Annotated in this window: 18 protein-coding genes; 11 read left to right on the top strand and 7 right to left on the bottom strand. The window is 33.3% G+C overall.

Annotated features, from left to right (window positions below; all coding sequences use genetic code 11):
* Positions 1 to 66: 66 nt before the first annotated feature.
* Together BC748_RS00090 and BC748_RS00085 are read right to left on the bottom strand one after the other, a co-directional pair.
* The gene (locus BC748_RS00090) at positions 67 to 1,635 is read right to left on the bottom strand and encodes a T9SS type A sorting domain-containing protein (RefSeq protein WP_133531426.1); all 1,569 of its coding nucleotides are present in this window, start codon (positions 1,633 to 1,635) and stop codon (positions 67 to 69) included.
* 333 nt (positions 1,636 to 1,968) lie between these two features.
* Entirely contained in the window at positions 1,969 to 2,376 is a 408-nt protein-coding gene (locus BC748_RS00085; RefSeq protein ID WP_133531425.1) for a hypothetical protein, read from the bottom strand.
* A 231-nt stretch (positions 2,377 to 2,607) separates the two neighbouring features.
* Here BC748_RS00085 and kdsB point away from each other — a divergent pair, with 231 nt between their 5' ends.
* The 3 genes from kdsB to BC748_RS00070 all read left to right on the top strand — a co-directional run bounded on the left by kdsB (position 2,608) and on the right by BC748_RS00070 (position 4,652).
* Positions 2,608 to 3,333 (top strand): 3-deoxy-manno-octulosonate cytidylyltransferase, encoded by a 726-nt coding sequence (gene kdsB, locus BC748_RS00080; protein WP_133531424.1) that lies wholly within the window; start codon positions 2,608 to 2,610, stop codon positions 3,331 to 3,333.
* An 84-nt stretch (positions 3,334 to 3,417) separates the two neighbouring features.
* A complete protein-coding gene (locus BC748_RS00075; RefSeq protein ID WP_133531423.1) occupies positions 3,418 to 3,720 on the top strand; it encodes a MafI2 family immunity protein in 303 nt (100 codons plus the stop codon).
* Positions 3,721 to 3,923: 203 nt separating this feature from the next.
* Entirely contained in the window at positions 3,924 to 4,652 is a 729-nt protein-coding gene (locus tag BC748_RS00070) for a hypothetical protein (protein WP_133531422.1), read from the top strand.
* A gap of 446 nt (positions 4,653 to 5,098) precedes the next feature.
* Here BC748_RS00070 and BC748_RS00065 read toward each other — a convergent pair whose 3' ends face one another.
* Positions 5,099 to 5,761: a spermidine synthase gene (locus tag BC748_RS00065; RefSeq protein ID WP_133531421.1), complete on the bottom strand. Its 663-nt coding sequence runs from the start codon at positions 5,759 to 5,761 to the stop codon at positions 5,099 to 5,101.
* Positions 5,762 to 5,818: 57 nt separating this feature from the next.
* On the opposite strand from BC748_RS00065, the gene BC748_RS00060 reads away from it, so the two are divergent.
* From BC748_RS00060 to BC748_RS00035, 6 genes are all read left to right on the top strand, one after another.
* A complete protein-coding gene (locus tag BC748_RS00060; RefSeq protein ID WP_133531497.1) occupies positions 5,819 to 6,370 on the top strand; it encodes a 1-acyl-sn-glycerol-3-phosphate acyltransferase in 552 nt (183 codons plus the stop codon).
* A 54-nt stretch (positions 6,371 to 6,424) separates the two neighbouring features.
* Positions 6,425 to 7,420 carry a hypothetical protein gene (locus tag BC748_RS00055; RefSeq protein ID WP_133531420.1) on the top strand — a complete coding sequence of 332 codons (996 nt, stop codon included), beginning with the start codon at positions 6,425 to 6,427 and terminating at the stop codon, positions 7,418 to 7,420.
* Between the two features lie 100 nt (positions 7,421 to 7,520).
* Positions 7,521 to 8,654, top strand: a complete 1,134-nt coding sequence (locus BC748_RS00050; protein ID WP_133531419.1) for a M14 family metallopeptidase — start codon at positions 7,521 to 7,523, stop codon at positions 8,652 to 8,654.
* A gap of 73 nt (positions 8,655 to 8,727) precedes the next feature.
* Positions 8,728 to 9,210, top strand: coding sequence for an Lrp/AsnC family transcriptional regulator (locus BC748_RS00045; RefSeq protein ID WP_133531418.1), 483 nt, complete (start codon positions 8,728 to 8,730; stop codon positions 9,208 to 9,210).
* A 78-nt stretch (positions 9,211 to 9,288) separates the two neighbouring features.
* Positions 9,289 to 11,859, top strand: coding sequence for a phosphoenolpyruvate carboxylase (locus tag BC748_RS00040; protein ID WP_133531417.1), 2,571 nt, complete (start codon positions 9,289 to 9,291; stop codon positions 11,857 to 11,859).
* Between the two features lie 10 nt (positions 11,860 to 11,869).
* A complete protein-coding gene (locus tag BC748_RS00035; protein ID WP_133531416.1) occupies positions 11,870 to 12,388 on the top strand; it encodes a DinB family protein in 519 nt (172 codons plus the stop codon).
* Between the two features lie 142 nt (positions 12,389 to 12,530).
* Here the strand turns inward: BC748_RS00035 and BC748_RS00030 are convergent, their stop codons facing one another.
* The 4 genes from BC748_RS00030 to aroB form a co-directional block, all read right to left on the bottom strand.
* Positions 12,531 to 12,947, bottom strand: coding sequence for a DNA primase (locus tag BC748_RS00030; protein ID WP_133531415.1), 417 nt, complete (start codon positions 12,945 to 12,947; stop codon positions 12,531 to 12,533).
* An 11-nt stretch (positions 12,948 to 12,958) separates the two neighbouring features.
* Positions 12,959 to 13,933, bottom strand: coding sequence for a deoxyhypusine synthase family protein (locus tag BC748_RS00025; RefSeq protein ID WP_133531414.1), 975 nt, complete (start codon positions 13,931 to 13,933; stop codon positions 12,959 to 12,961).
* A 109-nt stretch (positions 13,934 to 14,042) separates the two neighbouring features.
* Entirely contained in the window at positions 14,043 to 15,443 is a 1,401-nt protein-coding gene (locus BC748_RS00020; protein ID WP_133531413.1) for an arginine decarboxylase, read from the bottom strand.
* A 298-nt stretch (positions 15,444 to 15,741) separates the two neighbouring features.
* On the bottom strand, positions 15,742 to 16,809 hold the full coding sequence (gene aroB, locus BC748_RS00015) for a 3-dehydroquinate synthase (RefSeq protein WP_133531412.1): 1,068 nt from the start codon (positions 16,807 to 16,809) through the stop codon (positions 15,742 to 15,744).
* Between the two features lie 92 nt (positions 16,810 to 16,901).
* Here aroB and BC748_RS00010 point away from each other — a divergent pair, with 92 nt between their 5' ends.
* Both BC748_RS00010 and BC748_RS00005 read left to right on the top strand, forming a co-directional pair.
* Positions 16,902 to 18,074, top strand: a complete 1,173-nt coding sequence (locus tag BC748_RS00010; protein WP_133531411.1) for a proline dehydrogenase family protein — start codon at positions 16,902 to 16,904, stop codon at positions 18,072 to 18,074.
* A gap of 158 nt (positions 18,075 to 18,232) precedes the next feature.
* Positions 18,233 to 23,344, top strand: a 5,112-nt coding sequence (locus tag BC748_RS00005) for a lamin tail domain-containing protein (RefSeq protein ID WP_133531410.1), incomplete at its 3' end; no start/stop codon positions are given.

Below are 23,344 nucleotides of genomic sequence, written 5' to 3'. Positions count from 1 at the left end.
AATTTGTTTACTTGTGTTAATGGGCACGGATTGCAAATCCGCGCTATCGGGGTGTTAGCAGAAGATTTAATTCTTGTTCAGTTTTTTAGTTTCTATAAATCTGTTTTTTGTTTCAATTTGAATGATATAATTTCCAGTTTTTAAACTTTCAATATTTATTGTTTCATTATATTTAGAATTGCCACTTAAAATAATTCTTCCTGTTAAATCTATAATATTGTAAACAAAATTTTCTGTATATAATTCTTTGTTTTCAATTACAAAATAGCTGTTGGAAGGATTTGGATAGATTATACTATTTTTAACGAATTCAAATTCAGATGTGTCAAGATTATCTGTAGTAAGTTTTACTACCCAATAATCACCATTACCATGATTTCCTGTAACATTACCATCGTTTGAACTAGTAGTACCAGCTAAAATATAGCCATTGTCAGATGTTTGTTGTATGCAAGTTGCAAAATCACCATCTGTTCCTCCTAATGTTTTTTGCCAAACAAGCTCTCCCAATGTATTTAATTTAATTACCCAAAAATCGTTAAGGCTATTGTCAGTGGTGTGATTTCCTGAAACATCACCATTGTTAGAGTAAGTATATCCAGCTACAATATAACTGCCATCTAATCTTTGCTGAATACTATTAGCATGATCTGTACCTGTTCCTCCAAATGCTTTTTGCCAAACAATTGTTCCTGATGCATTTAACTTTATTATCCAAACATCTAAATCTCCATGATTTCCAGATACATCACCATCGTTTGAATAAGTATTTCCGGCAACAATATATCCTCTATCTAAAGTTTGTTGAATACTCGTAGCGCTGTCTTGATTTGTTCCTCCATAAGTTTTTTGCCAAATAATTTCCCCGATGCTATTTAATTTTACAATCCAACAATCAGTAATTCCTTGTTGTTGAGTGATATCACCATTATTTGAAGCAGTTAAACCAGCAATAATATATCCACCATCTAACGTTTGTTGAATTTGGGATGCTATATCATCATTGCTTCCTCCCAAGGCTTTTTGCCAAGTAATTTCACCAATACTGCTTAATTTTACAATCCAACAATCATAAAAAAAGCTATGATTACCAGATACATCACCATCATTAGAATAGGTGTGTCCGGCAACTATATAACCACCATCTAAAGTTTGTTGAATGCTTTTCGCTATGTCGTGATCTGTTCCTCCAAGTGTTTTTTGCCAAACGATTGCTCCTGTTGCATTTAATTTTACTACCCAAACATCATCAAAATAAACTGTACCTGTATTATGATTACCTGTAACATCACCATTATTTGACTGAGTACTTCCTGCAACTATATAACCGCCATCTGATGTTTGCTGAATACTATTAGCATACTCTGAAAGTGTTCCTCCAAGTGCTTTTTGCCAAATAATAACTCCGGTTGCATTTAATTTTACTACCCAAACATCATTTTCACCATGATTTCCTGTAACATCACCATCATTGCACACAGTATTTCCAGCAACAATATAACCCCCATCTGATGTTTGTTGGATGCAAGTTGCTCCATCATAATCAGTTCCTCCCAATGTTTTTTGCCATTGTATATTTGGTGATTGGGCTAAAGAATTTAAACTAATTAGAATAGCAAATGCAATTTTTTTCATAATAAATAGGTGATTTAGTTTATTTCCTTTAAGTTTTTTTTCTTTATTAAACGGTGTAAAATTTTCTGCTAACTAGTTTATATGTGCATAAAATTAACTAATTAAGTTCTATATCGTCATGTTATGCGCATGTTTTTTTATTTTACAAACGCATAATTTTTACGTAATTATGCTATCGAGTTTTTAAGTTTGAGTTTAAAAGCTACTAACTAATCCCAAATATAAAAAAACAACCACAACTATTTTAAAAAGTAAGAATACTTTATCCACATAAAGTAAGTTGCTGCTTGTTGATAAAAAAATAGCAATCACAATTCAAACCAATTCACAATTCTAACAAAAAACGCCAACGATGGCGTCAAGAACGTCAAACTTGACGTCAACAACGTCAAACTTGGCGTCAAGAACGTCAAACTTGACGTCAACAACGTCAAATTTGGCATCAACAACGTCAAACTTGGCGTCAACAACGTCAAACTTGGCGTCAACAACGTCAAATTTGGCATCAAAAACGTCAAACTTGGCGTCAACAACGTCAAACTTGGCATCAACAACGTCAAACTTGACGTCAACAACGTCAAAGATGACGTCAACAACGTTAAACTTGACGTCAAGAACGTCAAATTTGGCATCAACAACGTCAAACTTGACGTCAACAACGTCAAACTTGGCATCTACAACGTCAAACTTGACGTCAACAACGTCAAATTTGACATAAACAACGCCATCGTTGGGGTTCAAGCCAATAAAATAGAGAAGAAGTGCTATGCGAACCAAGAATTGGACTATTCTATAATTTATCATTCATCATTCATTCTCTATTCTCTATTCTCTTTCTTCTTTCTTCTTTCTTCTTTCCTCTTTTCCCTTTTCCCTTTTCCCTTTTCCCTTTCCTCTTTTCCCTACTCCCTTCTCCCTTTTAAAAAAAATCTTAGTACCTTAGCCTTTCAAAATCATAGTTACTCAAAAAAAATGAAAACCATCGCTGTTATTCCTGCTCGCTATGCTTCCACACGATTTCCTGCCAAGCTGATGCAGGATTTGGGAGGCAAAACAGTCATTACCCGAACGTATGAAGCTGCTGTAAACACGGGCTTGTTTGACGATGTGTTTGTGGTAACGGACAGCATTTTGATTTATGACGAAATCATCAGCCAAGGCGGCAAAGCCATCATGAGTGTGAAGGAACACGAAAGCGGCAGCGATAGAATAGCCGAAGCGGTAGAACATCTCGATGTGGATTTAGTAGTCAATGTGCAAGGCGATGAACCGTTTATCAACGCCGAACCTTTGGCAAAAGTACTGGAAGTATTTAGAAATGACTTTGACCAGAAAGTAGATTTAGCCTCGCTGATGGTTGAAATTACTAACGAAGACGATATCAACAATCCGAATAATGTTAAAGTAGTAACCGATCAAAGTGGTTTTGCCTTATACTTTTCACGTTCGGTAATTCCTTATCCACGCGACAAAAACGTTGGTGTTCGTTATATGAAACACATCGGGATTTATGCTTTCCGCAAAGAAGCCTTGCTGGCGTTTTATCACTTGCCAATGAAATCCCTAGAAGCTTCTGAAAAACTAGAACAACTGCGCTACCTAGAATATGGCAAACGCATCAAAATGGTCGAAACTACTCATGTTGGCATTGGTATTGATACTGTGGAAGATTTGGAGAAAGCTAGGAAGATGATTTAAGCAAAGCGCTTTAAGCTTTGGGCAATAAGAGGTAAGCAATAAGTTATAGGAAACCATTTTGAAACTCTGCATAAACAATAAGAAATGAAAGAAATTGAATTGAGAAGAGAAGTTTTAATATCAATGCAGAGAGCATTATGGGGAATGATTTATCCCGAAATCAGAGCAATTTCTGTTGGATATGAAGGAACTCAAAAACTTATTGTAAACTGTTATTTAGATAGAAAACCGAATGAAGATGATTATGAAAATATTGCGGTGGTAACGGCGGAAGTAATTTCGGATATAAATTTTATGGAAATAGAAGAAAATTGCATTTATTCACTGGAACCAATTTCGAAGTTAGACAACTTAATGAGTTGGGTTTATGTCAGAAAAGAAAATTAACTTTGATAAACTAATGTTAAAATATAAAAACTGTACCTAACGCTTTTGTAACAAATCTGAATAATTGAATTTAAGTAGGTATTGACACTGTGGAGGATTTGGAGAAGACGAGGAGGATGATTTGTGTGGTCAGTGTTCAGTTTTTAGTGTTCAGTCTCAGATTGCAGTCTCAGTTATAGTAATTTTAAAAAACAGAAATTCAAATGAACTTTTTTCGTAAAATTAAAGATCTATTCGATAGAAGAAAAGCGATTAATGAAATCTACGACGACATAAAAAATTTAGATGAAGTTTTATTAGAGAAAAGACTTGAGATTTTAAATGAAATTGCAACACCAAAGTTTGCTGAAATTGGACTAAACCATTGGAACGGAAAATATTTATGGTTTAGTGATTTTAACGAAGATGGAATTAAATTTGTTGTAGAATATAATGTTTTAAAAGGTTTTGGCGGTTCTTTTTCTTTTGGTATTTGTTACGATTTTATTCCTACCATTTCCTCACAAAATAAATTGATATATCATAAAACGGATAAGTCAACTAAAATCATTTATTATAAAAGATTTGAAGGTTGGCAAAAAAGCTATGAAAATAACAGTCGAATAAATCCAGACAGGATAAGTACTGTGAATGAAGAAAAATTTAAAAAAAGTTTAAAAAATGTTATTGAGAATAATATACCTAAACTAAAAAAATGGTTTGAAGAAAATAAGACAATTGAACAAAATATAACAAGTCTTTTAGGTGAAATAAAAAATCCGACTTATGAAATAGGAAGGCGAACAATTTCGTTTGAATATATACTTGGTTTTATAAATGCTAGAAATAATGATTTTGATTCTGCTGAATTTTGGATAAACAAACATTTTGACAGCAGTAGTGATGAAGTCGAACAAAATTTAGTATTAGAAAAATTAAAAGCTAATTGCTAACAGCCAAGAGCTAATCGCTACTTTAACTTCTTAATTTACAATAGCAACAAAACTTGAGACAGTTCTCGATACATCCCGATAAAAAAATCGGGATACTCGAACAGACGGACGTTCGTTCTAAATAAAGACGCGCGTCACTTCGAGTTTTTCAAAATTTATAATTTTGAAAAGTATCGAGAAGCCTTAAACTAGCAACTTCAATTTCTTAATCGTAAACAACTTTTTATGTACTTCTACTTTAAAAACTTTTTAAGCGTTTGCGATAATGATTGTTTTTTTGATTTCTTAATCTACAACAGCAACAAAACATCAGACAGTTCTCGATACATCCCGATAAAAAATCGGGATACTCGAACAGACGGACGTTCGTTCTAAATAAAGACGCGCGTCACTTCGAGTTTTTCAAAATTTATAATTTTGAAAAGTATCGAGAAGCCTTAAACTAGTTATTTCAACTTCTTAATCGTAAACAATTCATTGTGAACTTCTACTTTCGGGTACATACGTAGGGAATAATTTCCGCCAAATTTTGATTTGTAGTTGCGGTTGCGTTCTTCGTCGGCTTTGTTGATAACCATAGTGTTGAACAATATAAAACCGTTTACATTGAGGATATCATGAATCCGTTGTATGAAAAAATCTTGGAATAAAAAATTGGGCATCGTCGTGTCTTGAAAGATATCGATAATGATTAAATCATAAGTGGCTTTGGTTTTTAGAACATACTCAAACGCATCGTCTATGATGATAGAGCAATTAGGGATTTTGTTGAGTTCAAAATAGTGGTTGGCAAGGTCAATTACGCTTTCGTCTATTTCTACACCAATAATTTTGCCTTTGTATTTTATTTCGTCCACTAGGGTTTTGATAACACTTCCGCCTGCCACACCAAGTACTAGTACCGTTTCAAAATTGCGGATGCGCTCAAACCCAATGTATTTTAAACCTTTGCGAAGAATGCGTTGCAAACTGCCATAAGAGTAGTTCGTGTTTTTACTATCCAATACCAATTCGCCATTGTTCCAAGTTACTTCCAGGGTTTTGCTCACGGGAGAGTTTTTCTTGTGGATGTTGATGGGAATAAAATAACTGAACAGCTTTCTAAGCATGGTAAATAATTTTCTCAAATATAAATCATAAATAGTAATTTTGTGAAAATTTATACCATGAAAAAACGATTGTACCAATTTATATTTATCCGCTTGATGGGATGGAAAATCGTTGGCACCATTGAACCTGAAGTTAAAAAATGTGTCATGGCAGTAATTCCGCATACGTCTAACTTTGATTTCTTCCTTGGATTGTTCACTCGTGGTATTATAGGTTTGGAAATGAATTTTGTGGGCAAAAAAGAATTGTTTGTCTTTCCGTTTGGCTATTATTTTAGAAGTATTGGTGGCGCAGCATTAGACCGTTCTGGTGGAAAAAACAATGTTGATGCTACTGTAGATGTTTTCAACTCCAGAGAAACTTTCCGAATGGCTATTGCACCGGAAGGCACTCGAAAAAAAGTAACCGAACTCAAAACAGGCTTTTATTATATTGCACACAAAGCCAATGTGCCAATAATTCCCGTAGCATTTGACTATGGAAAAAAAGAAGTAAACATTGGCGCACCATTCTATACTACAGGCGATTATAGTACAGATATTGCTATCATTCTACAACACTTTAAAGGTGTAAAAGGAAAAATTTTAGAAAAACAATACATTTTTTAAAACCAAGATGAATTTGTTCTCGTAAATGATTAAAATTTTAAAACCTAATTATTTATGAAAACAAAAATTGTAACATCCGCTTTGCTATCATTAGCTTTATTTTCGTGTTCAGATAGTGACAACGAATCTAAAAAAGAATTCAAACTTTTCACCACTAGTAACACGACTGGAAAAGTATCGGTAACCGATATGTCAACTACTACACCAATGACGTATAGTTTTACTGTAGCGTCAACAGATGCTGACGGTGCGTATTATTTTGACGATACAGACGAATTTATCTTGGCATCAAGAACGAATAATAAAGTAGAACTTTATGATAATGTTTCGGAAGCAATCTCTTCAGGTGCTACTAGCTTATTATTGGGTGCTTCTAGTACAGTTGATTTTAACAACGCAAGAGAAATTGCTGTTATGGGCGATAAAGTTGTGGTAACACAAGATCAAAACGCAGCGAATAGTAATACGAATAAACTAATCGTATATCAAAAAACCGCTACTGGATTTACACTATTAAATTCGTATACTGTTAATTTCAAAACTTGGGGAATTCATTTAGTTGGAAACACTTTATATGCTGTTGCTGATTTAACGGCTGATTTAGTAGTTTTTGAAAACTTCTTTGCCAATGCCAATGGTGCAATTACACCAACAAAACGTGTTGCTATTGAAGGATTAGTAAGAACACACGGAATTACCTATTCTACTAGCGATGATACTATGGTATTAACCGACGTTGGTGATGCTGCTTCTAATTCAGATGGTGGTGTTATCGTGATTAAAAATTTCAAATCTACATTAATGTCCACTTCAAATATGGGAATGATTGCTATGAACAAACAAATCAGAATCTACGGAAGTGCCACAATGTTAGGAAATCCTGTTGACGTAGCTTATGATTCTAGAACGAAAAAAATATATGTTGCTGAAAGACTTTTTGGTGGCGGAAAAGTATTAGAATTTGACACACCAACAACCAATGTAAATGCTACACCAACAAGCTCAAGAGACGAAGCAGGTGTATCTAGCGTTTACTTATTGAGAAAATAAAATTTGGTTTTGTTTTTTTGTTAGAGAAAACCTTTGGTAGTTTTACTATCAAAGGTTTTTATTTTGTGTAGGGAAACCAACTTTTATTTAAATTTGGAACATGAACTACGAAAAATTACATCAGCACTACAAAGAAGAGCAACTTTTTGGTCGGTATATTACCTTAGAACATATTGAGCCTTTGCTTTCTTCTCTTCCAAAACAAGTCATAGGACAATCGGTTTTGGGAAAACCAATTTATAAAATAACCTTAGGAAAAGGTAAAACAAAAATCCTAATGTGGTCACAAATGCACGGAAACGAAAGCACGACTACTAAAGCATTGTTTGATTTTATCAACTACATCCAAAGCGATGAAGCCGTTAGTATTTTAGAAAACTTCACTTTTTGTTTGTTACCAATGCTCAATCCAGATGGTGCAGCACTTTACACTCGCGAAAATGCCGATAGAGTGGATTTAAACCGCGATGCACAAAATCTTACGCAACCCGAGAGCAAACTACTTAGAAAAACTTTTGAAGAATTCCAACCCGATTTTTGTTATAATCTCCACGACCAACGTACTATTTTTGGTGCTGGTGGCGATGGAAATCCAGCTACGGTTTCTTTTTTAGCTCCAGCATATAACGAAGCAAGAGAAGTTAACGAAGTTAGGAGCAAAGCAATCGAAGTGATTGTAGCGATGAATAATGAATTGCAAAAACACATTCCAAATCAAGTCGGTCGTTTTGATGATTCGTTCAATTTAAATTGTGCTGGTGAAACATTTCAATCGATGAATGTGCCAACGATTCTTTTTGAAGCGGGTCATTATCAAGGAGATTATGATAGAGAAATCACACGAAAATATATTTTTATTGCTTTAATTTCCGGAATTAAGTATATCAGCGAAAACGATATAGTTCTTAATGAAATGATAAATTATTTGCATATTCCTCAAAATAAAGTGGCTTTTTATGATTTTGTTTATAAAAATGTCAAAATAAATTATGATAATATAGAAAAAAGCATCAATTTTGCAGCACAATACAAAGAGGTTCTAAACCAAGGCAAAATTACTTTTGAAGCACAAATTGTCAAAATTGATTACTTGGATGATTTTTATGGACATGTTGAAATAGATGCGAAAGGCGAAACTTATTCTGATGAAGAATATAATTTTCCAATAATCGAAAGAAAAGCAACTTTTTCAATTGGTAAAAACCTGAAAATCGTTAATGGTTTGCCACAATAATAGAAATGCCTTTTTGTAGTTGAAAATTAAGATTAGTAAAACATCCGAATAAAAATAAAATAATACTTTTAAAATGAGCAAGTTTAAACTAGATGAAGTTGATCTACAGATATTAGATATGTTGATTGATAACACCAGAATTCCTTTTACCGATATTGCCAAAAAACTTTTAATTTCTGCTGGAACAGTTCATGTTAGAGTAAAAAAATTAGAAGATCAAGGAATAATTATGGGTTCATCATTAACGCTTGATTATGAAAAAATCGGTTATTCTTTTATCGCTTACGTTGGTGTGTTTTTAAATAATACTTCTCAAACTAAATTTGTTTTAGAAAGAATTAATGACATTCCTTATGTAACTGTTGCACATGTAACGACTGGAAAATTTAATATTTTCTGTAAAATAAGAGCAAAAGATACTAAACATGCTAAAGATGTAATCTTCATGATTGATGATATTGAAGGTGTCTACAGAACCGAAACAATGATTTCGTTAGAAGAAAGTATCAACGACAAAAAACGTTTGATGCATACCATCTTTCAAGATTTAGATTAGTCATTTAAAAAAATATATTTAAGACCTCAAGTGAAAGCTTGAGGTTTTTTTATTAATTTAAGCCAAAATTATTCTGCTATGTACACACTTCCAAAAATTGAGCGTTTCAACCAAAACGTATTGTCGAAATACCAAATATACAATAGTGTTTTCATCACATTGCCTTTTGATGCTATTGACAATACAGGAGTTTTGTTGCCATTATTTGCTGAGGTTTGTGATAATGGTTTCAAGAAAAACTGGACGCCAAAACAAATGGTAGATTTTTTTGCAGACAAATACATGGATAAACCATCAGAGGAAGAAAAAATTAGTTTGTTGTTTCGCTTCATACAATATGTAGAGCGGCAAATTGTGCTTTTTGACGCGATTGAAGATGCAGCATTTCCTGTAGTTAATAATCTAGAAGGAAGAGGTTCGCTTCGTGATGTTAAAGAAAAAACAGAAGCCAAAAACAAACGCGAAGAACTTATTAATTTCTTAGAAAATTTTAAAGTTAGAACAGTTTTAACAGCACATCCAACACAATTTTATCCGGGTTCTGTACTAGGAATTATTACCGATTTAACTGATGCAGTTCGCGATAATGATTTGACAAAAATCAAACAATTATTATCGCAACTAGGCAAGACTCCTTTTATAAAAAAAGAAAAACCAACGCCTTTTGATGAAGCCGTGAGCTTGATTTGGTATCTTGAAAATGTATTTTATCAAACAGTTGGCGATATGATGCATTATCTGCAGAAGAATATTTATGATGATAAAATAATTGATAATCAAATTATTAATTTAGGGTTTTGGCCTGGTGGCGATAGAGATGGAAATCCTTTTGTAACTACAGAAATCACTTTGAAAGTGGCAGAACGTTTACGAACTTCTATTTTGAAATGCTACTATTTTGATGTTAGAAAGCTAAGAAGAAATTTAACTTTTACAGGCGTTGATACTCTAATTGCTGAACTTGAGAACAAATTGTATCGTTCCGTTTTTTACTCGCAAGGAGAAATTTTTATTACCATTTCGGAATTAAAAAATCAGCTCAATGTGATTAGAGAAATTATAATCAATAAACACCAATCTTTGTATCTTGATTCTGTGAATTCGTTGATACAAAAAGTGAATACTTTTGGTTTCCATTTTGCCTCATTAGATATTCGTCAGAATAGTAAAATCCATAATAAAGTTTTCAAAGATATTGTTAATCAATTGGTTTTAGACGAAAAAAGTAATTTTCCTAAGAACTATTTTGAACTTTCAGAAGTAGAAAAGTTTTTGGTTTTAGAAAAAATAAACTGTGATGTATCGCCACAACTTTTTAAAGACGAAATAACTATTTCTACACTAGAATCTATTCGAGCCATAAAAACAATTCAAGAAAATAATGGCGAACTAGGAGCAAACCGCTACATTATCAGTAACAACGAAAGCGCTTTGAACGTAATGGAAACGTTATCATTGTTTAAACTTTCCAATTGGGAGAATCCATCAGTTGATATTGTGCCACTTTTTGAATCGGTAGATGATTTACAAAATGCACACACAATTTTGGAGCAATTATATACTAATGAAAGTTATAGAAATCATTTGAAACAGCGAGAAGACAAACAAACAGTGATGCTTGGCTTTTCTGATGGTACAAAAGATGGTGGCTATTTGATGGCAAATTGGAGTATTTTTAAAGCCAAAGAAAACATAACGGAAATGTCTAGAAAATTTGGAATAAAGGTAGTTTTCTTTGATGGTCGTGGTGGACCGCCAGCTCGTGGTGGTGGAAAAACACATAAATTTTATGCTTCACTCGGTTCAACTATTGAAAATCAAGAAATCCAAGTTACTGTTCAAGGGCAAACCATAAGTTCTAATTTTGGTACATTAGATTCCTGTCGACTGAATTTGGAAAATCTGTTAAGTGCTGGTGTTACCAATCAGATTTTTAATAAAGATGAAAATAATTTGTCCAAAGAGGACAAGAAAATAATAGATTCGTTAGCTGAAATTGGGTATAAAAAATATTCGGATTTTAAAAATCATCCTAAATTTTTACCTTATTTGGAACAAATGAGTACGCTTAAATATTATTCTAAAACCAATATTGGTAGTCGTCCATCCAAAAGGAATACAGATGAAAAATTAGATTTTGCTGATTTGCGCGCCATTCCATTTGTGAGTTCGTGGAGCCAATTAAAACAAAACGTTCCCGGTTTTTTTGGTGTTGGAACAGCGTTAAAACATTTTGAAGACACCAATCGATGGGAAGAAGTGCAATCACTTTATGATAACTCGTTATTTTTTAAAACCTTGTTGGAAAACAGTATGATGTCGTTGGCAAAATCATTTTTTCCGTTGACGTCATATATGAAAGACGATAAAGACTTTGGCGATTTTTGGCAGATTATTTATGATGAATTTTTAGAAACCAAACGATTGTTACTCAAAATAGCTGGACACAAAGAATTAATGGAAAATTATCCAGATGGAAAAGCTTCTATAGTGATGCGAGAGCAAATTGTACGTCCGTTATTGACAATTCAACAGTATGCTTTATCACAGATTAGAAGTAATAATTATGAAAACTTAAAAGAGATTTACGAAAAACTAGTCACACGTTCGTTATTTGGAAATACGAATGCGAGTAGAAATTCGGCTTAAAAATAAATATATGAAAATATCCCAACTACAATCTAATGAGTACGGACAATGGTACGCTAACTATTTAACACAAGTTTCCGATGAATATACCTTAATAGAAGAACTTGAAATTTCGGTACATCGATTAGTGAAATTTGTTCGTGAAATACCGATGGATAAATTTGATTATCGCTATGCAGAAGGAAAATGGACCATCAAAGACATACTATTACATTTGATTGATGCGGAAAGAATTTTTGCATATCGGGCTTTGCGTTTTGCTAGAAATGACAATACGGAATTGCCTGGTTTTGAAGAAAATAGTTATGTTGATGAAGCCAACGCCAACCAAAGAAGTATTCAAGATTTGTTGACAGAATTGTTGGTTGTACGTCAAGCTAGTTTGTCTTTATTCAAGTCTTTTTCTAATGAACAATTACTGCGAAAAGGAATTGCGTCTAATAATTCAATGTCAGTTCGAGCATTGGGTTTTATCATTATTGGTCATCAAAATCATCATCAAAAGGTTTTTGAAGAGAGATATTTATGATAATTACGAATTAAAAATTACGAATTATGAAGAGGTAATAGTGTAAAGGACTACTATTTGTGCTAATTAAAAAATCCCAAATTCTTTATGGAACTTGGGATTTTTTATATTTCGTAATTCGTAAATTTTAATTCGTAATTGACTATTCTTCGTCGTCTTCGTCATCAAAGTTATCGCTATCTGCAAAATCATCATCGTCAACATCGTCATCGTCACCATCATCAGAACCACCTTTATCTTTTAGCAAATCTTCATCTTCATCATCATCAGAAGCAATGTCATCGTCGTCAAGATCTAAGCCTTTTATTGGTACAATTGGTTCAACAACAGAGTCGATGTCTTCTTCATCAAATTTTTCCATTCTGCTAGCAAGTTTAGTACTAACTTTTACTAAATAAATAGTGTCTTCAGTTCTAACTTCCACAGCTTCAATCAATTCGTTTTGTGCATTTCTAAAACGGATAATGTCTGAATCGTCATATCCTTCTGGAAATTTTTCTACTAATAGGTTTAAAATGTCACCAGTTAGTTTGGCATAGTCTACAATAATTCTTCTCATAAAAAAATCTTTTATAAATCTAGTATATAAGCAAAAATCAGTGGCACAACAATAGTTGCATCTGATTCTACAATAAATTTGGGTGTCGTAATATCAAGTTTTCCCCAAGTAATTTTTTCGTTGGGAACAGCTCCAGAATAGGAACCATAACTTGTTGTTGAGTCCGATATTTGGCAAAAATAACTCCAAAAAGGAACATCGTGCATTTCCATGTCTTGGTATAACATTGGTACAACGCATATTGGGAAATCTCCTGCAATTCCTCCACCAACTTGGAAGAAACCAATTCCTTTTCCTGAACAATTGTTTGTGTACCAATCGGCTAACCACATCATGTATTCAATTCCACTTTTTGTAGTAGTAGGTTTGAATGTTCCTTTAATGCAATAGGAAGCAAAAATATTTCCCATTGTACTGTCTTCCCAACCTGGAACTACGATTGGTAAGTTTTTTTCTGCAGCGGCAACCATCCACGAATCTTTTGGATCGATTTCGTAGTATTGTTCTAAAACTCCAGAATTAATCATTTGATACATAAATTCATGTGGAAAATAGCGTTCTCCATTACTATCAGCATTATTCCAAATATCATATAAATGCGATTGTAATCTGCGGAAAGCTTCTTCTTCCGGAATACAAGTATCAGTTACTCTATTATAATGGTTTTCTAATAAATCCCATTCTTCTTGTGGTGATAAATCTCGATAATTTGGTACTCTTTTATAGGAGTTGTGTGCAACCAAATTCATAATATCTTCCTCCAAGTTGGCACCAGTACAAGAAATAATATGAACTTTATCTTGGCGTATCATTTCTGCTAACGATTTTCCAAGTTCGGCCGTACTCATAGCGCCAGCCAAAGTAATCATCATTTTACCATTGTCAAGTAAGTGTTCTTCATAACCTTTTGCGGCGTCAACTAATGCAGCAGCATTGAAGTGAAGGTAGTTTTTTTCTATAAACTGACTAATTGGTCCTTTGCTCATTTTCGTTTGTTTGAAGTTTGTCGTTTAGGCTTCAAAGAAAATCTTTTTTTCTATAACGGCAAACAGTTTTTTTTAAAATTATTTTAAATTTAAAACTATTCTGAATAGTTTATTTTTTATCGTATCCCAATATTCTCAAGACATCTTCCGAACTTTGTTGTTCAGAGAAAACTTCGGTAGCCAAAATACCATTTTCATCTCTATCGATCAAAATGTGTTTTGGTTGTGGAATTAAACAGTGATGTAATCCGCCAAAACCTCCAATGGTTTCTTGATAAGCACCAGTATTGAAAAATCCAATGTATAAGGGTTTTTCTTTGTTGTATTTTGGAAGATATACGGCATTCATGTTTTGTTCCGAGTTGTAATAATCATCACTGTCACAAGTCATTCCGCCTAGGAGAACTCGTTCATAGGTATCATTCCAACGGTTGATTGCCATCATCACAAAACGTTTGTTAATTGCCCAAGTATCAGGTAAAGTGGTAATGAAAGACGAATCAATCATGTTCCATTTTTCTCTGTCATTTTGTTGTTTTTGATACAAAACTTGGTAGATTGCGCCACCCGATTCGCCAACGGTAAAAGAACCAAATTCGGTAAAAATATGTGGTACATCAACTTCTGCTTCTTCACATGAAATTTTTATTTGATTTACAATTTCGTCAATCATGTATTGATAATCATATTCAAACGCAAGTGAGTTTTTAATTGGAAATCCACCACCAATATTCAAACTATCAAGTGTTGGACATTCTTTTTTTAATGCTACATATACTTTCATACATTTTAGCAATTCGTTCCAATAGTATGCAGTATCACGAATACCGGTATTGATAAAGAAGTGAAGCATTTTTAGTTCCACTTGTTTGTTTTCCTGAATTTGTTTTCTGTAGAATGGAACAATATTCTTGTAGCCAATTCCTAGACGAGAAGTATAGAACTCAAATTTTGGTTCTTCTTCGGCTGCAATTCGGATTCCAATTTTGAATTTTCCTTTTATTTGTTCTTGTAACAAATCAAGTTCTTCAAAATTATCAATAACGGGAACGGTTTTTGAATGACCATTATTAATTAATCGAGCAATATTTTCAACATACTCATCGCGTTTAAAACCATTGCAAACAACATAAGTGTTTTTATTGATTTTGCCTTCTTCCATTAATTTTTCAACAATATTGATGTCGTATGCAGAAGAAGTTTCGATGTGAATATTATTTTTAAAAGCTTCATTCATGATAAATTTAAAATGAGAACTTTTTGTACAATAGCAATAATAATATTTAGCTTCATACTTGTTTTTTTCCATCGCTTTTCTAAACCAACCTTTTGCTTTGTTGATGTTATTAGAAATTTGTGGCAAGTAGGTAAATTTTAATGGTGTTCCATATTGTTCTACCAATTTCATCAAATCAATATTATGAAATTGTAGATTGTCTTTGTTTAATGTAAATTCTTCTTGAGGAAAGTAGAAAGTCTGATTAATTAAGTCGTAATATTTAGTATTCATTAGGTTTTTGAGTATTTTATATAGATTATGATATTTTAGTTAAAACAAAATAATCCATCATTCAAACCCTAATATTGGCGTAAATAATCGGTAACTTTTCTTGAAATAAAAAGATGATAGGAGAACACATGCTATTAAAAACATTTTTCGAACTTAAAAAATGAGAGGTAGAAGTTGAGAAACTAGAATTAATTTCTTGGCTGTAGCTACGATAGTTAGGAGTGTTATCACTTTTTTTCATTAGGGCAAATGTAAAAAATATTATTATCGAAATACAACTATTGGTGTGAAAAAAATATTAAGTTTTATAGTCTCCAAAAGCTGCTGCAATTAATTCTGTATCAACTTTTTGATTGATTTTCGATTTTCCTATTCTTTCAAGTAATGAAAATTGGATTTCTCCATATTCATTTTTTTTGTCATGAATGAGTAAATCGAGTATGGGTTGCAGGTCATTTTCATTGAACTCAATAACTTCAAAAATTGAATTTATAGTAGATTTAATTTGGTAATATTCTTCTTTGGTAAGTAGCTTTTTTTGCCACGAAATATAACTTTCTAAAATCATTCCAACAGCAATAGCCTCGCCGTGTAGAAGTGTTTTTTTGTTTTCATTCTCAAGGAAAAAACTTTCTATCGCATGTCCAAGTGTATGTCCAAAATTTAAAGTTTTTCGGATGCCATTTTCAGTTGGGTCATGCATCACAATTTCATTTTTTATTTCTATCGAACGATGGATTAAACTATCAAAATCGGCAAAATCAATTTGGCTTAATTGTTGAAACTTTGACCAGTAGGAAGTATCATAAATCAAACCATGTTTTATCATTTCGGCTAATCCTGAACGCATTTCGTTTTGCGGTAATGTGGTTAAGTATTCGGTATCAATAAGTACCATTTTTGGAATATTGATAACGCCAATTTGATTTTTTAAGTTGCCTAAATCTACACCATTTTTTCCTCCAATTGAAGCATCAACCATTGCTAAAAGAGTTGTTGGAATATTGACAAAATCAATACCTCTTTTGAATGTTGAGGCAATAAATCCACCGATATCTGTGATAACGCCTCCGCCAACATTGATTAAAAGTGTTTTTCTGTCAGCGCCAAGTTCCGTTAATATATTCCAAATTTCAACGCAAGTAGTTATATTTTTTTCGGTTTCACCAGGTTCAATTTCAATGATTTCAATTCGAACATCCGTTTCTAGTGAAGAAAGAAATCTGGTAGAACATAATTCATTGGAATTACTATCAAATAAGATAAATAGAGAAGAATAATTATTTTCTCTAATGATTTTATTTAATGAAATATATCCATTATTGCTGAAAGAAATGTGGTAACCGTTGGCTTGAATAGACTGCATTTTTTTATTGAAATTGAGAGCCAAAAATAAGATAAAAATTGCTAATTAATCGCCAAAGACTATTTATATTTGCTACAATATTTTTACTATAAATGGACAAGATTTTTAACAATACCCAAGTTGCTTTTTCGCTAAAAACAGATACCGAATTAGATAGAGCTTATTTTCTCTTTAAAATGATTGCTAATGAGCCGTTAGTTCGAATTGGAACAGCGGTTACCAACTTTGCTTTGAAAGCACATTTACCTGTAGAAGGTTTGATTAGAGCAACAGTTTTTGATCATTTTTGTGGTGGAACAACAGAGGAAGATTGTCTCACTGTGGTGGATAAAATGTTCACTAAAGGCGTTTCTTCTGTTTTAGATTATTCTGTTGAAGGAAAAGAAGAAGAGGAACAATTTGATGCCGCTTTAGAAATGACATTAAAAACAGTTGAATTTGCTAAAGAACGAGAAGCTATTCCTTTTGCCGTATTTAAACCAACAGGATTAGGACGAATTGATTTGTATACAAAAATAGGTGAGAAGCAAACATTAACTAATGAAGAACAAGCGGAATGGAGTAGAGTGAAAGAGCGCTTTGAAATCATTTGTAAAACAGCTCATCAAAAAGATGTTGCTTTGTTAATTGATGGAGAAGAAAGTTGGATGCAAGATGCAGCAGATGATTTGGTTACAGAAATGATGCAGAAATACAATAAAGAAAAAGCCATTGTTTATAATACTTTACAATTATATCGTTGGGATAGAGTTGATTATCTTAAAAAACTTCATCAACAAGCTATTGCTGAAGGATTTCATATTGGGATGAAATTAGTTCGTGGCGCATACATGGAAAAAGAAAATAAACGTGCCGAGGAAAATAATTATCCAACACCAATTTGTGCGTCAAAAGAAGCAACGGATGAAAATTATGATGCTGCAGTTGTTTACATGATGAATAACTTGGATAGAATGGCAATTTTTGCTGGTACGCACAACGAAGAAAGTTCGTATAAATTGATGGATTTGATGCAAAAAATGAATATTGCAAAGAATGATTCTAGGATTTGTTTTGGACAATTGTATGGAATGAGTGATAACATCAGTTATAATTTAGCTCAAAGTGGTTATAATGTTGCAAAATATTTGCCTTTTGGTCCAGTTAGAGATGTGATGCCTTATTTAATACGAAGAGCGGAAGAAAACACATCGGTTGCTGGTCAAACTAGTAGGGAATTAAACTTACTCAAGACAGAAAGAAATAGAAGAAAGACAGAAAAATAATAATGAACCTCATTAATTTGAGGTTTTTTTATTCACATTTCTACTAAAAGACTAAATTTGATACTGGAAATTTTACTATTAGTTAACTAGTGTTTAAGGTAATATAATTATATTGCTGCCCGTTTTTAACCTCAAATTATAAATTAAAATAATTCATAATGAATTGTAAATCAATACTTAAAAATATATTTTTATTTGCATTATTGTTTAATGTAGCTCAAATAAAATCCCAAAACCTATTAGTCAACGGTGACTTCGAAACAGGAACTGTCGTAGGTTTCTTTTCAAACGGTGCAGGTTATGTTAGAATTTTTCCTCCGTTTACAGGAACGACTAACTCAGGTAATTGGGCTTTTACAAATGATCCACAACCAATGAACACGGCTTCCTTTGTTTCAGGTGGTGATCATACAACAGGTTCTGGACTAATGTTGGTTTTTGACGGAAACACAACTGGTGGTCAACAAAATTTTTGGGAAGCAGGAAATGGTGGCGGTGGAGTTTGTGGATTGACCATTGGAGGAACATACACCTTTAGTTATTGGATTAAATCAGTTTATGGAAACGTTGCAGGAAATCCAACACCAGCAGATATTAGAGTAGATATTTTAAATGCAAATTCAGTCACACTAGTTTCAGGAAGTACAGTTGCTCCTCCAACCTCAAGTGGATGGCAACAAGTGACTTATACTTTTGTTGCAGCTGGGAATTGTGCAAATATTAAAATGTATAATAATAATACAAGCTCAGATGGTAATGATTTTGCAATTGATGATATGGCAGTAAATCCACCTCCAATTGCACTTTCTATAACAACTTCTTCAAATAATCCTACTTGTAATAATGCAAGTGATGGATTTATAATAGGATATGGAGTTGGTGGAGTTCAACCGTATACACTTTATAATTTAACAGGAACAGTTACTGCTAATAATTCAACTGGAATTTTCACAGGACTTCCTGCTGGACCATATACTATAAAAGTTACAGATTCAAATGGAGCTACAGCGCAAAGAAATGTTACTTTAGTAAATCCACCAGGAATTAATGCTATTGCAAATACAGCAATTTGTCTTGGACAGCAAACAACTCTTAATGTTAGTGGAAGTACATCTGGATATACTTGGACTTCATCACCAAATGATGTATCACTAACGACACCAAATATTGCTAATCCTATAGTATCACCAACACAGACAACTACTTATACTGTTACATCAACAAATAATGTTCCTGTAAATCTAATTACTAACGGAGATTTTTCTAGTGGGAATGTTGCTTTTCAATCTGATTATCAATTTTTGACAACAACTGTTCCTGCTGGAACTCAAAAAACTTATGGACTGACTACGAATTCAAATACATGGTTTGGAGGTTTCGCTAATTGTACAGATCGTTCAGGAACTGGAATAATGATGGTTGTAGATGGTTCCATTACTAACGCAGGAAATGATATGGTTTGGGGACAAACAGTTGTGGTAAATCCAAATCAGAATTATAATTTTTCCTTTTGGATGCAATCAGTAGCACAACCCAATCCAGCTCAGATAAGAGTTGTTATAAATGGAGTTACTTTAGGAACATTTACCGCATCAACAAATAATTGTGATTGGAATAATTATGCTCAAGGATGGAATTCAGGAACAGCTACAACTGCTGTTATTGAATTATTTGACTCAAGAGTAACTGCTGCTGGAAATGATTTTGCGTTAGATGATATAACTTTTACAACTAATAACACCTGTGTTTTAACCGATCAAGTTGTGGTGACAGTTAACTCATTAAGTCCAACAATAACATGTGGAACAGCTACACCAACTTCACAGGCATTTAATTGGTCAACTGTTACTGGAGCAACAAATTATACTGTTTCATACACTATTAACAACGGAACACCTGTAAATGTTGGAATTGTAAATCCTACAACCTATAATGTAACAGGAATTAATCCAACGGATAGTATACGAATTACGGTAACTCCAAATGGAACTGGTTGTTTTACAGCAGCAAGTTTGACTTGTGGTTCAGTTCCAGTTTGTCCTCAACCAATTGTTAGTGTAACTCAACAGCCAACATGTGCAGTCCCAACAGGAACAATTGTTTTTACAAGTCCATTAAATACAAGTCCATTACCAGTTCCGTCAGAATTATTTATTTCTGAAGTTACAGATGAAAGTGTTGGTTCATTGACTTATATAGAAATTTATAACGGAACAGGAACTACAAAAAATTTGAGTAATTATAAAATCAAAGTTTACAATAACGGAAATAATTTTATCTCACCGAATTGTGATATTCAACTTTCTGGGACTCTAAATAACAATGATGTATTTGTTTTAGCGATTGGTTCTAATGCCAATCAAGGTGGTGTTGTTCCTGATTTGGTTGTTGGAAATTGTGGAGCCATAAATGAAAATGATAATATCAGACTTACATCAAATACCGATGTTGAAATTGATAATTTTGGTAGAAGAGATGGAGTTAATTATACTCCTGCTAATCAACCTGGTTATACTTTTAGACGATTGCAAACAGCTCCAAAACCAACTAATACTTGGAATATAAATGATTGGACTGCTCTTGATCCACAGGACTATACCGAGGTTGGAGGATATGTCTATCAAACATCGAATTATGAGTATAGTGTAAATGGAGGAATAAATTATCAAAGTAATCCAATTTTTGCAGGTTTAGCTCCTGGAAATTATAGTGCAGTTATTAGAGATATAGTTTCAGGTTGTGTTTCTACTCCAATTCCTTTAGTTATAAATGCTTTACCAACGGTCACACCACCAACTGTATTACCTGTAACGTATTGTCAAAATGCAACTGCAGTTCCTTTAACAGCAACTCCATCAGCTGGCGGAACATTAAATTGGTATTTAACCAATAATACTAGTGAAACGCCTCTAGCCACAGCACCCACACCAACAACAGGAACTCTTGGCGATACAACTTATTATGTTAGTCAAACTATTGGAGGTTGTGAAAGTGTTCGAGTTGCATTAACTGTTAGAGTGACAAATCAACCACCAAATGCAACGCCTATTTTATTTTGCGCAAACTCTACACCAACTTCTGCGGAGTTTGACTTTAACAGTATTGGACAAACAAATTATACTTTTAGTTATACTATTGATGGTGGAACTCCTGTAACAGGTGTAATTCCAACATTTCCATCAAGTTATATAGTAAATGGACTTACAGCAGGTCAATCTGTTACATTAACAATTACTTGGAATGGCTTATGTACTACTTCCAGAACAGAAACTTGTTTTGCATCTTGTACATCACCAACATTAATTACAACTCCACCAGCTGCAGTTTGTACTCCAAATACAGTTGATTTAACACTACCAGCTGTTACAGCAGGTAGTACTACCGGGACAACATTAACTTATTGGACAAATGCTGCAGCTACAATTGCTCTTGCAAATCCTAATGCTGTTTCAGCAGGTGGAATTTATTACATAAAAAGTACCATTGGAACATGTTCTACTATACAATCAGTTTCAGTTACTATAAATACAACTCCTGTACTTAGTGTAACAAATCCTCCAGCAGTTTGTGCTCCTAATACTGTTGACATCACTTTGCCAGCTATAACAGCCGGAAGCTTTGGTGTTGGAACATTATCCTATTGGACTGATAGTAGCGCAACAATTCCTTTGGCAAATCCTTCGTCAATTTCAAGTGGTGGAACGTACTACATTAAAGGCACTCATGTTACTTGCTTTGATATTGAGCCAGTTACGGTTACGATTAATCCTAATGTAAATTTGATTATCACAAATCCGCCAGCATTATGTTCGGGTATTGCTGTTGCTGTCGATTTGACTTTACCTAATGTTACTGTTGGAAGTACAACAGGAACATTGACCTATTGGACTAATGCATTAGCTACTTTTCCTCTGAATAATCCTAGTACTGTTACTATTGGTGGAACTTATTATATAATGTTAACTATTGGAACTTGTTCGGTGATTAAACCAGTAATAGTTACTATAGATCAATCGCCTGTATTAGAAATAACTAATCCAAGTCCTATTTGTTCTCCAGGAAGTATTGATTTGACAGTTCCAGCGTTAACTGTTGGAAGTTCTTCTGGAGTAAAAACTTATTGGACAGACTCAGCAGCTACAATCCCTTTGGCTAGTCCAAATAGTATTACTTCAAGTGGTGTATTTTATATTAAGTTAACCTTTGGTTCTTGTTACGATATAAAACCAGTAACAGTTACAATTAATCAAACACCTTCTTTAGTTATCACAAATCCAGCATCAGTTTGTTCTCCTGCAACTCTAAATCTCCAAGCACCTGCAATAACAATTGGGAGTACAGGAAGTGGAGTTTTATCCTATTGGACTAATTTAGCAGCCACTAACTCTTTAACTAACCCAAATGCAGTTTCCTCTTCAGGAACTTATTACATTAAAAGTACAGTAGGTGATTGTTTTGATATTGAACCGGTAAATGTGATAGTAAATCCTAGAAATAACCCAACTTTTAGTTCTTTTGGACCTTATTGTGAAGGAGTTACTATTCCAGCTTTACCGACTACTTCAAATAATAGTATTCCCGGTACTTGGAATCCTGCTGTTGTTGATAATACCACTACAACAACTTATACATTTACGCCAAATACAAACCAATGTGCAAATACTTATTCAGTACAAATTGTGATTATTCCTCAAGTAACTCCAACTATTGATATTGTTCAGAGCTGTGGTTCAAATACGGTTACAGTTACAAGTCCATTGGGTAGTCAATATGCTTATTCACTAGATAGTTTACCAGTACAACCATCACCATTCTTTAACAATTTATCAGCTGGAAATCATTCAATTGTTGCTATTCAAACTACGGCCAATTGTACTTCCAACCCAGTAAATTTTACAATTAATACAATTATTAATGATGTTGTAATCAATCCGAACCCATTACCATTAGAGATTTGTGATTTAAATAATGATGGTTTTGGAGCTTTTGATTTAACATCTGCTATACCTAGTATTGTCGGGGCAAATACTTATACGATAACTTATCATGAAACAGAGGATGATGCAAATTTAGATGGAACTACAATACCAAATCCTTCAAACTACAACAGTATTGATCCGTCAACCCAAACTATTTATATAAGAATAGAGTCTACAACAACTTCTTGTTTTGAAGTTGTCGAACTAGAACTCATCGTTAACCCAACGCCAGAGGCAACGGTTCCAGAGGATTTACATCTATGTGATTATACAGGCGCAGTAGGTTACGAG

Origin of the sequence: Flavobacterium dankookense, from assembly GCF_004362665.1 — a bacterium.
GTDB lineage: Bacteria > Bacteroidota > Bacteroidia > Flavobacteriales > Flavobacteriaceae > Flavobacterium > Flavobacterium dankookense.
This window is presented reverse-complemented; position numbering and strand designations above follow the sequence as displayed.

Coding starts and splice junctions, on each gene's coding strand:
- BC748_RS00090 (WP_133531426.1), bottom strand. CDS start 1,635: ATGAAAAAAATTGCATTTGCTATTCTAATTAGTTTAAATTCTTTAGCC.
- kdsB (WP_133531424.1), top strand. CDS start 2,608: ATGAAAACCATCGCTGTTATTCCTGCTCGCTATGCTTCCACACGATTT.
- BC748_RS00075 (WP_133531423.1), top strand. CDS start 3,418: ATGAAAGAAATTGAATTGAGAAGAGAAGTTTTAATATCAATGCAGAGA.
- BC748_RS00070 (WP_133531422.1), top strand. CDS start 3,924: ATGAACTTTTTTCGTAAAATTAAAGATCTATTCGATAGAAGAAAAGCG.
- BC748_RS00065 (WP_133531421.1), bottom strand. CDS start 5,761: ATGCTTAGAAAGCTGTTCAGTTATTTTATTCCCATCAACATCCACAAG.
- BC748_RS00060 (WP_133531497.1), top strand. CDS start 5,819: ATGAAAAAACGATTGTACCAATTTATATTTATCCGCTTGATGGGATGG.
- BC748_RS00055 (WP_133531420.1), top strand. CDS start 6,425: ATGAAAACAAAAATTGTAACATCCGCTTTGCTATCATTAGCTTTATTT.
- BC748_RS00050 (WP_133531419.1), top strand. CDS start 7,521: ATGAACTACGAAAAATTACATCAGCACTACAAAGAAGAGCAACTTTTT.
- BC748_RS00045 (WP_133531418.1), top strand. CDS start 8,728: ATGAGCAAGTTTAAACTAGATGAAGTTGATCTACAGATATTAGATATG.
- BC748_RS00040 (WP_133531417.1), top strand. CDS start 9,289: ATGTACACACTTCCAAAAATTGAGCGTTTCAACCAAAACGTATTGTCG.
- BC748_RS00035 (WP_133531416.1), top strand. CDS start 11,870: ATGAAAATATCCCAACTACAATCTAATGAGTACGGACAATGGTACGCT.
- BC748_RS00030 (WP_133531415.1), bottom strand. CDS start 12,947: ATGAGAAGAATTATTGTAGACTATGCCAAACTAACTGGTGACATTTTA.
- BC748_RS00025 (WP_133531414.1), bottom strand. CDS start 13,933: ATGAGCAAAGGACCAATTAGTCAGTTTATAGAAAAAAACTACCTTCAC.
- BC748_RS00020 (WP_133531413.1), bottom strand. CDS start 15,443: ATGAATACTAAATATTACGACTTAATTAATCAGACTTTCTACTTTCCT.
- aroB (WP_133531412.1), bottom strand. CDS start 16,809: ATGCAGTCTATTCAAGCCAACGGTTACCACATTTCTTTCAGCAATAAT.
- BC748_RS00010 (WP_133531411.1), top strand. CDS start 16,902: ATGGACAAGATTTTTAACAATACCCAAGTTGCTTTTTCGCTAAAAACA.